Source organism: Kitasatospora sp. NPDC024654, assembly GCF_055559155.1.
In genome coordinates, this window is the sequence record NZ_JBVHLF010000027.1 from 24,426 (window position 1) to 37,845 (window position 13,420).

At 71.8% G+C, this 13,420-nt stretch carries 16 protein-coding genes; 1 reads left to right on the plus strand and 15 read right to left on the minus strand.

What is annotated here, in order from left to right:
* Window positions 1-12 precede the first annotated feature (12 nt).
* Both ACZ38L_RS18035 and ACZ38L_RS18040 read right to left on the minus strand, forming a co-directional pair.
* Window positions 13-1,635 (minus strand): YifB family Mg chelatase-like AAA ATPase, encoded by a 1,623-nt coding sequence (locus tag ACZ38L_RS18035; RefSeq protein WP_465694123.1) that lies wholly within the window; start codon window positions 1,633-1,635, stop codon window positions 13-15.
* 1 nt (window position 1,636) lies between these two features.
* Window positions 1,637-2,023, minus strand: a complete 387-nt coding sequence (locus ACZ38L_RS18040) for a YraN family protein (protein ID WP_465694124.1) — start codon at window positions 2,021-2,023, stop codon at window positions 1,637-1,639.
* Between the two features lie 119 nt (window positions 2,024-2,142).
* Here ACZ38L_RS18040 and ACZ38L_RS18045 point away from each other — a divergent pair, with 119 nt between their 5' ends.
* Window positions 2,143-2,352 carry a hypothetical protein gene (locus tag ACZ38L_RS18045; protein WP_465694125.1) on the plus strand — a complete coding sequence of 70 codons (210 nt, stop codon included), beginning with the start codon at window positions 2,143-2,145 and terminating at the stop codon, window positions 2,350-2,352.
* A 39-nt stretch (window positions 2,353-2,391) separates the two neighbouring features.
* On the opposite strand, the gene ACZ38L_RS18050 is transcribed toward ACZ38L_RS18045, so the two are convergent.
* The 13 genes from ACZ38L_RS18050 to rimM form a co-directional block, all read right to left on the minus strand.
* Entirely contained in the window at window positions 2,392-4,710 is a 2,319-nt protein-coding gene (locus ACZ38L_RS18050) for an XRE family transcriptional regulator (protein WP_465694126.1), read from the minus strand.
* Complete coding sequence (locus ACZ38L_RS18055; RefSeq protein ID WP_465694127.1) at window positions 4,707-5,033, minus strand: helix-turn-helix domain-containing protein; 327 nt, start codon at window positions 5,031-5,033, stop codon at window positions 4,707-4,709. The genes ACZ38L_RS18050 and ACZ38L_RS18055 overlap by 4 nt, the downstream gene beginning before the upstream one ends.
* Window positions 5,030-6,109, minus strand: coding sequence for a tyrosine-type recombinase/integrase (locus ACZ38L_RS18060; protein WP_465694128.1), 1,080 nt, complete (start codon window positions 6,107-6,109; stop codon window positions 5,030-5,032). Before ACZ38L_RS18060 ends, ACZ38L_RS18055 begins: the two co-directional genes overlap by 4 nt.
* Before the next feature lie 88 nt (window positions 6,110-6,197).
* The gene (locus ACZ38L_RS18065; RefSeq protein ID WP_465694129.1) at window positions 6,198-6,443 is read right to left on the minus strand and encodes a YraN family protein; all 246 of its coding nucleotides are present in this window, start codon (window positions 6,441-6,443) and stop codon (window positions 6,198-6,200) included.
* A gap of 121 nt (window positions 6,444-6,564) precedes the next feature.
* Window positions 6,565-6,891, minus strand: a complete 327-nt coding sequence (locus tag ACZ38L_RS18070) for a DUF2469 domain-containing protein (protein WP_184935368.1) — start codon at window positions 6,889-6,891, stop codon at window positions 6,565-6,567.
* A 56-nt stretch (window positions 6,892-6,947) separates the two neighbouring features.
* Window positions 6,948-7,421: an NUDIX hydrolase gene (locus tag ACZ38L_RS18075; RefSeq protein WP_465694130.1), complete on the minus strand. Its 474-nt coding sequence runs from the start codon at window positions 7,419-7,421 to the stop codon at window positions 6,948-6,950.
* Window positions 7,418-8,176, minus strand: coding sequence for a signal peptidase I (lepB, locus tag ACZ38L_RS18080; RefSeq protein ID WP_465694131.1), 759 nt, complete (start codon window positions 8,174-8,176; stop codon window positions 7,418-7,420). The genes ACZ38L_RS18075 and lepB (ACZ38L_RS18080) overlap by 4 nt, the downstream gene beginning before the upstream one ends.
* A 118-nt stretch (window positions 8,177-8,294) precedes the next feature.
* Window positions 8,295-9,314 carry a signal peptidase I gene (lepB, locus tag ACZ38L_RS18085; RefSeq protein WP_465694132.1) on the minus strand — a complete coding sequence of 340 codons (1,020 nt, stop codon included), beginning with the start codon at window positions 9,312-9,314 and terminating at the stop codon, window positions 8,295-8,297.
* Between the two features lie 261 nt (window positions 9,315-9,575).
* Window positions 9,576-10,472, minus strand: a complete 897-nt coding sequence (gene lepB, locus ACZ38L_RS18090; protein ID WP_465694133.1) for a signal peptidase I — start codon at window positions 10,470-10,472, stop codon at window positions 9,576-9,578.
* Entirely contained in the window at window positions 10,462-11,301 is an 840-nt protein-coding gene (gene lepB, locus ACZ38L_RS18095) for a signal peptidase I (RefSeq protein WP_465694134.1), read from the minus strand. Before lepB (ACZ38L_RS18095) ends, lepB (ACZ38L_RS18090) begins: the two co-directional genes overlap by 11 nt.
* A 64-nt stretch (window positions 11,302-11,365) precedes the next feature.
* Window positions 11,366-11,716, minus strand: a complete 351-nt coding sequence (gene rplS, locus ACZ38L_RS18100) for a 50S ribosomal protein L19 (protein ID WP_145904254.1) — start codon at window positions 11,714-11,716, stop codon at window positions 11,366-11,368.
* Between the two features lie 153 nt (window positions 11,717-11,869).
* Window positions 11,870-12,688, minus strand: coding sequence for a tRNA (guanosine(37)-N1)-methyltransferase TrmD (gene trmD, locus ACZ38L_RS18105; protein ID WP_465694179.1), 819 nt, complete (start codon window positions 12,686-12,688; stop codon window positions 11,870-11,872).
* Between the two features lie 14 nt (window positions 12,689-12,702).
* Window positions 12,703-13,251 carry a ribosome maturation factor RimM gene (rimM, locus tag ACZ38L_RS18110; RefSeq protein WP_465694135.1) on the minus strand — a complete coding sequence of 183 codons (549 nt, stop codon included), beginning with the start codon at window positions 13,249-13,251 and terminating at the stop codon, window positions 12,703-12,705.
* Window positions 13,252-13,420 lie beyond the last annotated feature (169 nt).

A 13,420-nucleotide genomic window follows, 5' to 3' on the forward strand; every position in this document is an offset into this window, starting at 1 on the left:
ACTGACGGTGGTTCAGCTGGCGCGCACGCCGAACGGGCCCGGCAGCGGCAGCCCGGTCGGGAAGCCACGGCGAAGCACCAACGCCGTCCGCAGCTCGGACCGGCCCGGGGCAGCGCGGCCGGCGAGGTCCGCCACCGTCCAGGCGACCCGGAGCACTCGGTCCAGCCCGCGCGCGGTGAGCTGGCCGCGCTCCATCTCGCGCTCCGCGTCGACCAGCGCCCCCTCCTCCGGTCGCCAGCGGGAGCGCAGCTCGCGGCCCGGCACCTGGGAGTTGGTCCGCCACGGGGTGCCCTGGAGGCGATCGGCGGCCCGCGTCCGGGCGGCCCGGACCCGCTCGGCGACGACCGCGGTGCTCTCCGCCCGGCCGCCGCACTGCATCAGCTCGGCCCTGGTCACCGGGTCCACCTGCACCCGCAGGTCCACCCGGTCCAGCAGCGGCCCGGAGAGCCGGCCCTGATACCGGCTCACCATGGCGGGCGTGCAGTCGCAGCTCTCCCCCCGCCGCGAGTAGCGGCCGCACGGACAGGGGTTCGCCGCGAGGCAGAGCAGGAACCTCGCGGGCAGCCGCAGCGATCCGGCCGAACGCGCGATGACCACCTCACCGGACTCCAGCGGCTGCCGCAGCGCGTCGAGCACCCGGACGGGGAACTCCGGCGCCTCGTCCAGGAAGAGCACCCCCCGGTGGGCCAGCGAGACGGCGCCGGGGCGGGGCAACCCGCTGCCACCGCCGACGATCGCGGGCATCGTGGTCGAGTGGTGCGGCGCGCAGTACGGCGGCACGTCGACCAGCGGACGCCCCGGCGGCAGCAGCCCCGCCACCGAGTGCACCGCGGTGACCTCCAGGGCCTCGGCCTGGGTCAGCGGCGGCAGCAGGCCGGGCAGCCGCTCGGCCAGCATGGTCTTGCCCGCGCCGGGCGGGCCCTTCAGGTAGAGGTGGTGGGCGCCGGCCGCGGCGATCTCCAGGGCCTGCCGGGCCTCGCTCTGGCCCGCGACGTCCGCGAGGTCCGGCCCGAACGCTGGGTCGGCGGCCGTCCCGCGCACGGCCGAGCCGGGCAGCAGGAGCCCGGCCATCAGCGGGTCCGGACGCCCGCCGACCGGGTCCGGTGGCTCCTCCGGCACCGGCGCGTCGGTCAGCAGCGCGATCAGCTGCCGCAGACTGCGCACGCCGAGCACCGAGACGCCCGGGACCAGGGCCGCCTCGGCCGCGGTCTGTTCGGCGACGACCACCTGGCGGTAGCCCGCCTCGGCGGCGGCGAGCACCGAGGGCAGCACCCCGCGGACCGGCCGGACCCGGCCGTCCAGCCCGAGCTCGCCGATCACCAGCAGGTCGGCGATGGCGGGCGGGGGCAGCCGCTCGGCCGCCGCCAGCACCGCGCAGGCGACCGCGAGATCGAACCCGCTGCCGCTCTTGGGCACCGAGGCCGGGCTCAGCCCGACCGTGAGCTTGCGCTGCGGCCAGCTCTCACCGCTGTTGACCACCGCGGCGCGCACCCGGTCCCGCGCCTCGCTGAGTGCCTTGTCCGGGAGGCCGACCAGGGTGAACGCGGCGACACCCGGTTCGAGATCGGCCTGGACCTCGACCACGACGCCGTCGACGCCGACCAGGGCCACCGAGCAGGTACGGGCGAAGGCCATCTCAGACCACCCCCCGCAGGTGCTCCACCAGTGCCGCGCCCCGGATCCGGCTGACCACGCAGACCAGGTCGATCCTGACCCCGCCCGGCGGCAGCGGGACGGCCTGGTCGGCCGGCCCCACGGCGTGTTCGGCCGCCGGGGCCCCGCCCCCGATCCGCTCGGCCAGCAGGCCGAAGTGCAGCGGCCAGCGCTCGCTCAGCCACCGCTGGGCGAGCCGTCTCAGCCGCTCGGCCTTGGCCGGCCCGATCGCCTCGGGCGGCTGTTGGAACCCCCGCTCCGAGCGGGTCTTGACCTCGCAGACGGCCACCGTCTCGCCGACTGGGGAAGAGGTGGTGTTCCGTCCTTGCGCTATTCCCTGTCTTTGAGTCAGCAGTGCGGCTGTCAGCACCGGCTGGGGGTATATCGGCCGCGGGCGTTTGGTGACTGTTCGACCACTGATGGTTAGGGGTTCGCCTGTAAGGAAAGGAGTTGGCTGCAACAGTTGGTCTTGGAGCGGAGGAATGAAACGTGGCATGGACGTGGCGGTTCGAGATGGCTGATGGCACAGAGACGTCGCCGGCAGTGGAGCCGGAGGAGTTCACCACGCAGGGGGATGCCGAGGCATGGATCGGTGAGGTGTGGAAGGAGCTACTCGACGGTGGCGCTGAGCAGGTCACGCTGTTCGAGGACGACAAACTGATCTACCGCATGAGCCTGCGCGCGGCCGCCAAGTCCTAGCCAGGCCGCATTTTCCTTGGGCGGTGTCCCGCACCAGGGTCATACCTCGTCGTCCTGGCAGGCGGCGAGGTAGTCGGCCCACCCGTCCTGGGCGAGTCCCGCCCAGTTGTTGGCGGTGTTCCTGTGGATGCCGAAGAGGTCGCTGATGATGATGGGAGGAAGTTCGGCAGCCATCCCGATCATGGCCGTGTGGCGCGCGGCGATTGTCGGCAGACCCAGGTCGTTCAGCCGCTGGGCAAGCCCGTCAGCGTTCCTCGGCCGACTGGCGGGACGCCCAGGGAAGAGGAAGGCTGCGGACTCCTCGGCGGGGGTCGCGCTCGACGGCAGCATGGAAGGCCCTCTCCCTGCGGCGATCTGTTGCTTGATCAGCCGTGCCAGGGAGGGCGGCAGCAGGACTGGGTGCTTGTTGATCACAAGGAAATCCCGGTCGGCCTCCTGGGTGAACCGCGCTGTCGTCAGCTGGACGATCCTCGGGAGTGGCAGGGCATAGAGGCGGATGAGCGCCCCGACGATGCGTACTTCGAGGGGCAGGGCGACATCGGACAGGCATCGACGCAGCTGATCCTGGTGTTCTTCCTCTGGCAGGAACCTCTCGGCGAGGCCGTGCCGGCGAGTCGGCACCTCGATCTTGTTCGTGAGGCGCCGGGCGTTCGTCCATCGGATGAACCTGCCGATCCCGCGCCGCCGGCTCGGCCGGGACGCGAGGAGCCAGACCTCGAACTGCGCTTGGTCAAGGTCTGCGAGATCGATCTTGTTGTGGTCGAGCCAGTCGAGGAACTCGACGGCGGTTCGGATGTCGCTTCGGTTGCCGGAGGCCGAGCTGGCGCTGTAGCGGCCTCGCGCGGCCTTCCGACGTGCCTCGCGAAGTACCGACCACTCCGCGAACGGCCTGATGATCCGGCGGCGGGCAGGCTGGAGCCGGTCGAGCATCTCCTCAAGCCAGAGTTCCAGGCGGGCCAGGTCCTCGTGCCGGCGGGGCAGGATGCCCGTGGCAACCAGGGTCTCGCGGACCGTGCGGGTGTGGGCGTCCTGCGGAAGTCCGTCCAGCAGGTCATGGGTGATCTCTGACCGTGCAGCGGCCAGGCTGGCCAGCAGCTGGGCGCTCTGGCTGTAGCGGACCCAGTTCAGTACGGACTTGGGGAACTCCGCCGCCGCCAGGGCCTCGGCGAGCGGGGCCAGCTGCGGCAGCACCTGGCCGTCCTCGCCGCTGAGCAGATCACGGACGAGTTCACGGGTGACGCATCGCGTGCAGCAGCCGTCGGCGAAGATGTCGCCCGGGTAGGCGCACTGCCGGCAGGCGTAGTCGACGTCCACCCCCGAGCAGGGCCCGCAAGCCTCGGTGCCGTCCTCGGCGCGGTCGACCAGGACCCGCGTTGTCCCGCAGACGCCGCAGGGCGCCGGGCTGCGGCGCCGGCGCGCGTAGCAGGTGCCGCAGACCGGACCGATGGGCCAGGTCACCGGGCAGTCGACCACCCGATCGCAGTCGCCGCAACGGCGCGGGGGCCGGCTCCAGCAGGCTCGGCACTGGAGCTGTCCGCCCTCGCGAGGGTTCTTCTGGACTCGGCGGAATCGGCCGCAGATGCCGCATTCCCCCTCGACCGCATAGCAGTTGATGCAGATCCCGGGCTCGCCGTCGCTCCCGCGCTTGGCGATCGGCCGGTGGCGCCCGCACTTGCGGCAGAGGCCGGCGGGGGCGGTGTAGCAGCGCGAGCAGACTGGCCCCTCGTCCTTGACGTTGGCCTTCGCCGGGCCCACGACTCCGCAGCGGGCGCACTCCCGGTCCGGCTTTGGAGCGCAGGACCAGCAGATGAGGGCTCCGTCAGCGCGCCGGTGGCAGTGGGCGCCGTGCCGGCCGCACTCCGCGCAGTCCGCGACGAACTGCTCGTCGACCCGGTAGCAGCGGCGGCAGATCGGCCCTTCCTCGCGTTGCGCGACGATGTGCCCGTTGTCTCCGCAGCGGGCGCATCGTCGCAGTTCGGTCTTGGCGACGCACCAGTCGCAGCAGCGACCCTCCGGGGCCAGCCGGCCGAGCGACAGGCCGGGGCGGAGGCAGCGCGCGCAGACCGGCTGTGTGATCGCATCGCCGTGGCCCGCGGCGTCCAGCCGTTGCAGCAGCCTCACCAGCGGCACTGGGCAGTGCGGGGACGGGGCGGTGAAGGCTTGCGGGTGGGTCGCCAGGTGCTCGTCGAGGCGGCGGGCGCTCAGCGGGGTCCATGCCCGGGAGTCCTGGAGGAAGCCCTCCGCCTCCTCCGCCGTCACGGCCAGGCCGGTGGCCTCCCGGACAAAGCCGATCAACCGGGCACGAATCTCGGCGAGCTCGCGCCGGACGGCGAGCTTGCTGGCCTGAACGTAGATCACGAGCCACCCGGGCGGCGGATGACGGTCCGGCGCGGGGTCGCCGGGATCGCACCGGTCTCACCGCCCGCGGTCTTGCGCTGCTGCACGTTGACGACCTGCGGAGTGACCAGGTCGTTCGGGGTGCAGTCCAGGATGTCGCAGAGCGCGGCAAAGGTGTCCATGCTCATCCGCTGGGGCGGCTGCGTGACCAGCCGGTAGACCTGCTCGCGCGACAAGACGATCCCCCGCTCGGCCAGCAGGGGCACCAGGTCCGAGGTCTGGAACATCCCGCGGCGGGCCATCAGCGTCCGAAGGTGCCAGTCGTAGCCCATCTTCTTGATCACGTTGTCGCCTCCCAGAGATCGCCCAGCTGGTTCTTCATCGACGCCTCCAGCAGCTTGTTGCGGTACTCGTTCGAGACTCCCATGTAGATCGCCGTGGTTGAGGCATGGGAGTGACCAGCCTGTTCCTGGACGAATCGGGCAGGGTATCCAAATTCGGTCAAATGTGTGACGTAGGAGTGCCTCAGGCAGTGCAAATCGAGGTCTTCGTCGAGGTCGGCATCCCTGCGGGCGGCGACGAACGCCTCGTTCATCGACCGGGGAGACAGGCGCCCGACGCGCTCCGTCATCCAGAGGGCCGGATGCCGACCCGGCGAGAACTGGGGGCGGATCTCGCTGGTCCACTCGTCGAGCACGTCGACGATCCAGTCCATCTCCGGAACCGTGAGCACGGTCCGGCGCTTGGGCGGGGCTCCCTTCTTGGACTTCCCGAACCGCACCATGATGCTGCCGACGTTCCCGAACTGCGGAGCCTTGCGGCTCTTCCGCAGGTCGACCAGATCCAGCTTGGACGTCTCCGTGCGGCGCGTGCCGAACGCGTAGACGGTCTTGAGGACGGCGGCGTCCCGCAGGGCCGCGAGAGCTCCCTTGCGCCCCTGTCCCCGGATCTTGCCGGGACGGGCGTCCGCCGCGTCGAACAGGGCCTGGATCTCGTCGTAGGTCAGCGGCCGGCGCCGCGGGTCGCCCTCGTATTCGACGGTGTGCAGCACCGAGTTGCCCTCGTGGAACACGGGCTGGGGTATCTCACCGAACCGTTCCAGGCAGGTCTGGACCCAGCCGTAGCGGGTGTCGAGCAGGTAGTCGAGGAACAGGCCGACCGTCACCTCGTAGGTGCGGGCCGTCGACATCTGGATCGGGGAGTCACCGCTCCGCAGGTGGGCGATCCACGCCTCACCCTCGGCCGGAGTCCACTGCCACGGGTACTGACCGGTGAACTCACCCAGGCGCTCGATCAGGCGCAGTCGCGGAGCGATCGTCGTCGGGAGCAGGAATCGGGCCGACTGCTGCCGAGCCCACCCCTCCAGCATCGCGTCGAAGACGGACGGAGCCGGGTCGAGGTGGACGATGTTGCGCGCCATGACGAGATGCGCTGAACCAGGAGCTGGGGTACTCACAGCCCTGTTGTATCAGACGCAACAATGTTGAATCTCTGTGCTAACGTGGAGGTCAGAGCTTGATCGACTCGGCGGCCCCCTTCGGGGGCCGCCTCGCTGACCAGCCAAAACGGCCTTCCCGCTGCCGTGCGGAGTGTTGCATCTGATGCAATTCCTCCTGTTTGTCCAGCGCGACGATGTCCAGCTCGCCGTCCGAGCAGCGCCAGTTGCGCTCCAAAACCTGCAGGCCGTCCAGGCCGAGCCGACGGGCAGCCACCTCTTCGCCGTAGCGGCCCAGGGCGGTGTGTGCGTTCTGCACGGCGATCACCTCCGTGCACGGAGGTTGCCAGCACCGCGCCGCTCAGGGCAGCGGGTTCCGTTCCCCTGTGGACAACCCGGGGGGTGTGGACGACGTCGAACGTCAGCCAGCGGTCACCGGGTCAGTTGCCGAAGCCGGCCTCGTCCGAGGGCAGCTCGAGATCGCTCTTGGCCAGCTCCTCGATGTTCACGTCCTTGAAGGTCAGCACGCGCACCTTGCGGACGAATCTCGCCGGCCGGTACATGTCCCAGACCCAGGCGTCGGCCATCGAAACCTCGAAGAACACCTCGCCCTGCACCGAGTGCACCTGCAGCTCGTAGTCGTTGGTGAGGTAGAACCGCCGCTCGGTCTCGATCACGTACTTGAACAGGCCGACGACATCCTTGTACTCCCGGTAGAGCTTGAGCTCCATCTCGGTCTCGTACTTTTCGAGATCTTCGGCACTCATACGGCGTCCCCTCGGCTCGTCCAGTCCCTCCCCATTGTGGACCACGTCGCCCTCACTCAGAGGCGTACCGGAACTACTGGCGGTCCCTCCACCAGCAGTCGCTCCAGCAGGTCGGCGAGCTGTCGCGGGTAGACCGTCTCGCTGCTGGCCCGCAGCTCCGCCACCGTCCACCAGCGCGCCTCGGTCAGCTGCGGCCGCTCGTCCGGCGCGCTCCCCGAGCAGTCCAGCCGGGTCTCCACGGTCCGCCCGAGGTGGAACCACTGCTCCTGCTCGTACCGGCGTCCGTCGTACCAGAAGTCGGCCCGGTCGACGGCGACCACCGGCCCCAGCTCCACCCCGGTCAGCCCGGTCTCCTCGGCCAGCTCGCGCAACGCCGCCCGGTGGGTGTCCTCCCCCGGCTCCAGCCCGCCGCCGGGGGTGAACCACCAGGTCCGGGCCGGCTCCGCGGGGTCGAAGCCGTGGAAGAGCAACAACCGGTCCCGCCCGTCCAGCAGCAGCACCCGGGCCGCCCGGCGGCGCTCCACGGTCATGACCGACGCCGGATCCGCCGCGCCAGCGCCGCCACCGGTCCGGTCAGCGAGATCAGCACAATCAGCACCGCGCCCGACACCGAGGCCCAGGTGGCCGGCACCAGCGGCCCGGGCCGGCCGGCCACCGGCCCGCCCAGGCCGTCGAACGCCGACGTCCGCCGCAGGAGCTTGACCTGGTCGGACGGCCAGGCGATGGCCTCCGCCCGGGCGACCACGTCCGAGGCCGGCACGGTGCCCGCATCCACGTCCAGGTGGGCCCGGGAGTCCAGCGAGCCGACCCGGCTGTCACCCAGCAGGAAGAGCCGCCCGGCCGGCACCTTGGCGGTGAAGGCCGCCTGGCCCTCGGCACCGCCGCTGGCCAGGTACGGCTCGTCGACCGGCGTACCGTTGATCGTCAGCTTGCCGCCGGGCCCGCTGCACGCGACCGTGTCGCCGCCCACCGCGACGACCCGCTTGACCAGGGTGGCCGAGCCCCAGGCCGGGTCCTGGAAGACCACGATGTCGCCGCGCCCCACCGAACCGCCGCTCACCTTGCGCGCGAGCACCGTGTCACCGACCCCGATCGTCGGTGTCATCGAGGCGGTCGGCACCCGGTACGGCCGGTAGTCCAGCGCGACCAGCGCGAAGCCGCCCACCAGCAGGGCCAGCCCGACCGCCAGCGCCACGCCCTGCAGCACCGCGCCCACCCGGGGGCGACCCGCACCGCTCCCGGCGGACGGGGTACCGGCGGCGGTTGCTTCGGCGAGCCTGCTCATCGGAACCGTCCAGGGTGAGGGGGCCGGACACGGCGGCGGGCCGTGGTACGTCCGAGCAGATTACTCGTCGGTACCACGGCCCGCGCAAGAGTCGGAGCCGCACTCGCGGTCTCGGCCCTCAGTCCTCGCTCCCCGGTCGTCCGGCATCCTGCTTCCGTCGCCGGCGCAGGTACCAGGCGACCGGCAGGGTGCCGACCGCGCCGGCCATCGGTGGGACCAGCCCGGTCGCGGAGATCCCCTTCTGGCTGAAGGTCGACGGGATCGCCAGGGTCGACCAGCGATCGATCGGCCAGGCCACCACGAACGCCCGTCCGACCACGTCGCTGTCCGGCACGCTGCCGCCGCCCGGCTGGTCCATGTGGTACCGCGAGTCGAGCGAGTCGTCGCGGTGGTCACCCATCACCCAGATGCTGTTCGCCGGCACCGTGATCGGCCCGAACGGCTTGGTGCCGCACGGGGTCGCGCCCGGGTAGACGTACGGCTCGTTGAGCGGCACGCCGTTGACCTTGAGCGGCCCGGTGCCGTCGCACTCGACGGTGTCGCCGCCGACCCCGATCACCCGCTTGATCAGGTCCTTCTCGTTGGCCGAGGGCATCAGGCCGATGAAGCTCAGCACGTCCTGGACGCCCCGGACCACCGGGTTGGAGCTCTGCGTGCTGCCCTCGCCGTCCAGCCAGCCGCCCGGGTCGTGGAAGACCACGACCTCGCCGCGCTCCGGCTTGGCGCCGAACCAGGGGGTCAGCTTGTCGACCAGCACGCGGTCGCCGACCTGCAGGGTGTTCTGCATCGACTCCGAGGGAATCGAGAACGCCTGGACGAAGAAGGTCTTGATGACCAAGGCCAGCAGCAGCGCGATGATGACCAGGATCGGCAGTTCTTTCCAGAACGAGCGCTGCTTGCGCTCGGGCGCCGGCCGCTCCTTGACCTCGCCGGGCGCGCCGGGCGTGCCGGATCCGCCAGCGGACGGGCCACCACCGGACGGCCCGCCGGACGCACCGGCACCGGACGGCTCCGCGCCGCTCGGGACCTCGTCGGACGGCTCCGAAGGGTGCCCGGACTCGGCGGACTGGGCCGTCCGGCCGTCGGAGCCCTCGGGCTCACCCGGCCCCGAGCGGGCGCCGATCACCAGATCCCCCACGACATCTCCTCCCTGCTGTGCGGACGTCCATCGCCCGCGCTCACCAGTGCCGCACAGCGGGCACCACGCTCCGTGCCTGACCGTGAATCCGCCTCGGATCTGCCCGTTGCTCGGCGGCCTGACACAGCCCTGGGAGCACCCCACCGCCGGGCGGCGGGGACTCCTGCACTTCTCTATCACTCCGGGCGGTCGCCCGGGCTCTCCCACACGGCGTCGGATCCACCCGGACCGGGCCGGTCGGGCGCTGTCCGATCCACCGGGTCAGCGCCGGGCCGGGCCCCTGGCGGCGCCGCGCAGCCGCCGGACGGCGGCCGGGGAGACGCCCAACATCCCCATAACGAGCGAAGGTTCCAGAGGATCCGGCCCCGGGGCGGGTGATTCCGCCGGGCCGGCCGGCGGTGCCCGCAGCGAGGCGGCCGTGTCGGGCCGGGAGAGCCACCGGAAGTGGTCGAAGGGCCAGCCGATCAGGAAAGCCCGGCCGACCACGTCGGAGAGCGGAACCGTCCCCTGTCCAGGATCGGACATGTGGTAGCGGGAGTCGGCCGAGAGGTCCCGGTGGTCGCCCATCACCCAGATCCGGCCGGCCGGCACGGTCACCTGGAACGGGATCCGCGAGGGCGGGTTGCCCGGGGCGAGGTACGGCTCGTCGAGCGGCTTGCCGTTGACGGTGACCCGGCCCTGGCTGTCGCAGCAGGCGACGGTGTCGCCGCCGACCCCGATCACCCGCTTGATCAGGTCCTGCTCGCCGGAGGCCGGCAGCAGACCGACGAAGCTGAAGGCCTGCTTGACGCCGCGGGTGAGCGGTCCGTCGGTGTCGGTCTGGTTCTCGCCGGCCAGCCAGCCGCCGGGGTCCTTGAAGACCACCACGTCGCCGCGCTGCGGCTGCGCCCCGAACCACGGGGTGAGCTTGTCCACCAGCACCCGGTCGCCGATCCGGATGGTCTGCTCCATCGAACCGGACGGGATCACGAAGACCTGGACGAAGAAGGTCTTCAGGACGAGCGCGATGACCAGCGCGACCGCCGCGATGGCCGGTATCTCGCGCCAGAGCGCACGCCGCCCACGGCTCGCGGCGCGCCGGGCCGCCTTGCGCCGCTGCGCGCGTCCCCGGGGTGGTGCGGGACTCGCCGACGCGGCGGCCGCCCGGCTACCCGCCATGCGCACCGGTCCCCCTGGCCGCACCGATGGCGGCGAACCCGGCCGGCCGGTCCAGCGCGGTCCAGTGACCGATCGGGAACACCACCCACTCCGCACGGCCGATCACCTTGTCCACCGGCACGAAGCCGCCGCCGGGGTCACCCAGGTGGTCACGGGAGTCGCTGGAGTCGGCGCGGTGGTCGCCCAGCACGAAGAGCTCGTCGGGCGGCACCACCACGTCGAAGCCGACGGTGGACGGGGCCTCGCCGGGGAAGAGGTAGTCGGACTCGTCCAGCGGGACCCCGTTGACGGTGAGGTGCTGGTCGCCCACGTGGTACGTCACCCGGTCGCCGCCGACCCCGATCACCCGCTTGACGAAGACCGAGCCGTCCGAGGGCGCCAGGCCCAGCGAGGCGCCGAACCGCTGAAGTGCCGGCCCGATGCCGCTCGGCTCCCCGTCCTCGGGCAGGAACGACCCGGTGCCGTCGAAGACCACCACGTCACCGCGCCGGACCTGGCCGCCGAACTGGTACGCGAGCTTGTCCACCACCAACCGGTCGCCCGGTCGCAGCGCGTTCTCCATCGAGGCGGAGGGAACCACGAACGGCTGGGCCACGAAGACGTTGACGAGGAGCAGCACGGCCAGGCAGATCCCGCCGAGCACGAACAGGTCGCGGCCGCGCCAGCCGCGCTCCTCCGCGTCGCCATCGGGGGCCGGCACGTCATCCGTGGCCGGCGGCTCGTCGACCGGCGAAACGGCCGGCGAAACGGCCGCGGACCGCGACGGCAGTCCCGCACCCGAGGGTGCGGTGTCGCCGTCGCGGTCCGCGATCGGTTCGTGCGTGCTCATCGGGCTGAGCTTAGCGGCCCAGTCTGAGCGTGCCGAGCCCCGGCCGTCGGCCGGGGCGGGTGGATCAGCGGTCGCGCTTCTCCTTGATCTTCGCGGCCTTGCCGCGGAGGTCACGCAGGTAGTACAGCTTGGCGCGGCGGACGTCACCGCGGGTGACGACCTCGATCTTCTCGACGATCGGGGTGTGCACCGGGAAGGTGCGCTCCACGCCGACGTTGAAGCTGACCTTGCGGACGGTGAAGGTCTCACCGATGCCCGCACCGTGGCGGCGGATCACGACGCCCTGGAAGACCTGGACACGGGAGCGGTTGCCCTCGATGACCCGGACGTGGACCTTCAGGGTGTCACCGGCGCGGAAGGCCGGGATGTCGGTGCGCAGCGAGGCCGCGTCGACAGCAGCGAGCTTGTTGCTCATGATGCTCTCCATCGCGGGCGCCACGGGCCGCCCACGGAAAATTCGTCACAATGGGGTGTGCTGCGGGCCGCATCGGCCGGGGGTGAACCCCCCGTGGCGGGGGCACCGGACCACCGGCTCCCCGACGGGAGCCCAGCGACAGACAACAGCCGCCTATTCTTCCACAGCGTCGGCCGTGCGCCGAAATCGGCCCAGCTCGTCGTCCCAGCGCAGGCCGAGGACGCTCAGCGCCTCGCGGTCCTTCTTGTCGAACGCGGCCTGCGGCCAGCGGGCCACCAGGTCGGGCCGGTTGGCCAGGGTGCGGGCGAAGGCCTGGTCCCGGCGCCACCGGGCGATCTTCCCGTGGTGACCGCTGAGCAGCACCTCGGGCACCTCGCGGCCGCGCCACTCGGCGGGCTTGGTGTAGACCGGCCCCTCCAGCAGGTCGGCCATGGCGCCGGGGGCGAAGGAGTCGTCGCGGTGCGACTCGGCGTTGCCGAGCACGCCGGGCAGCAGCCGGGCGATCGCCTCGACCATCACCAGCACCGCGACCTCACCGCCGGCCAGCACGTAGTCGCCGATCGAGGCCTCGACCACCGGCATCCGGGTGGCGGCCTCCTCGATCACCCGGCGGTCGATGCCCTCGTAGCGGGCCGGCGCGAAGGTCAGCCACGGGCGCCCGGCGAGCTCCTGGGCCAGCTGCTGGGTGAACGGAACGCCGCTCGGGGTGGGCACCACCAGGGTGGGAAGCTGGTCCGCGGGCCCGGCCGCGAGCACCGCGTCCAGAGCCTCCCCCCACGGTTCCGGCTTCATCACCATGCCCGGCCCACCCCCGTACGGCGTGTCGTCCACCGTGCGGTGCACGTCGGTGGTCCAGTCCCGCAGGTCGTGCAGGTGCACGTCGAGCTGGCCACGGGCGCGCGCCTTGCCGACCAGCGAGACGTTCAGCGGCTCCAGGTACTCCGGGAAGATCGTGACGACGTCGATCCGCATGCCCTGCTGCTCGGTCACCGGGCCTCCTCCGGACCACCGTCGACCTCGGCCTCGGCCGGGTCGATCAGGCCGCCCGGCGGGTCGATGACGGCCCGCTGGTTCTCCAGGTCGATGGTCGGCACGATCCTTGCGACGAACGGGATCAGCACCTCGGTGCCGTCCGGCTTGGTGACCGTGAGCAGGTCCTGGTACGGCAGGTGGACTACCTCGGTCAGCTCGCCGACCGGGGTGCCGTCCTGCAGCACGACGTCCAGGCCGATCAGCTGATGGTCGTAGTACTCGTCCTCTTCCTCGGGCAGCTCGTCCGGGTCGACCTCGGCGATCAGGATGGTGTTGCGCAGCGCCTCGGCGGCGTTGCGGTCCTTGACCCCCTCGAAGCGCAGCAGCAGCCGGCCGCTGTGCACCTTGCCGGACTCCACGGTCAACGGTCCGACCGAGGCGGGGTCGGTGAGCAGCACCGCACCGGGGGCGAGCCGCAGCTCCGGCTCGTCCGTCCGGACCTCGACGCTGACGTCCCCCCTGATGCCGTGGGCACGGCCGATCCGGCCGACGACGAGCTGCACGGTGCACTCCTGAGCACTAGTACCGAGAAAAACGGACCGGGGGGGGGGGGGGGGGGGGGGGGGGGGGGGGCGAGGAGAGTGGGGGGGGGGGGGGGGGGGGGAGAAGGGGGGGGGGGGGGGGGAGGGGGGGGGGGGGGGGGTGTGGCTGGGTTCTAGCAGGATGGGCTCC

What these genes read in the sequence shown, in the direction of transcription:
- ACZ38L_RS18060 (WP_465694128.1), bottom strand. Translation starts at nt 6,109, where the DNA reads ATGGCGCGCAACATCGTCCACCTCGACCCGGCTCCGTCCGTCTTCGAC.
- trmD (WP_465694179.1), bottom strand. Translation starts at nt 12,688, where the DNA reads ATGCGGATCGACGTCGTCACGATCTTCCCGGAGTACCTGGAGCCGCTG.
- lepB (WP_465694131.1), bottom strand. Translation starts at nt 8,176, where the DNA reads ATGAGCAGGCTCGCCGAAGCAACCGCCGCCGGTACCCCGTCCGCCGGG.
- rplS (WP_145904254.1), bottom strand. Translation starts at nt 11,716, where the DNA reads ATGAGCAACAAGCTCGCTGCTGTCGACGCGGCCTCGCTGCGCACCGAC.
- lepB (WP_465694134.1), bottom strand. Translation starts at nt 11,301, where the DNA reads ATGAGCACGCACGAACCGATCGCGGACCGCGACGGCGACACCGCACCC.
- ACZ38L_RS18075 (WP_465694130.1), bottom strand. Translation starts at nt 7,421, where the DNA reads ATGACCGTGGAGCGCCGCCGGGCGGCCCGGGTGCTGCTGCTGGACGGG.
- ACZ38L_RS18035 (WP_465694123.1), bottom strand. Translation starts at nt 1,635, where the DNA reads ATGGCCTTCGCCCGTACCTGCTCGGTGGCCCTGGTCGGCGTCGACGGC.
- lepB (WP_465694133.1), bottom strand. Translation starts at nt 10,472, where the DNA reads ATGGCGGGTAGCCGGGCGGCCGCCGCGTCGGCGAGTCCCGCACCACCC.
- ACZ38L_RS18070 (WP_184935368.1), bottom strand. Translation starts at nt 6,891, where the DNA reads ATGAGTGCCGAAGATCTCGAAAAGTACGAGACCGAGATGGAGCTCAAG.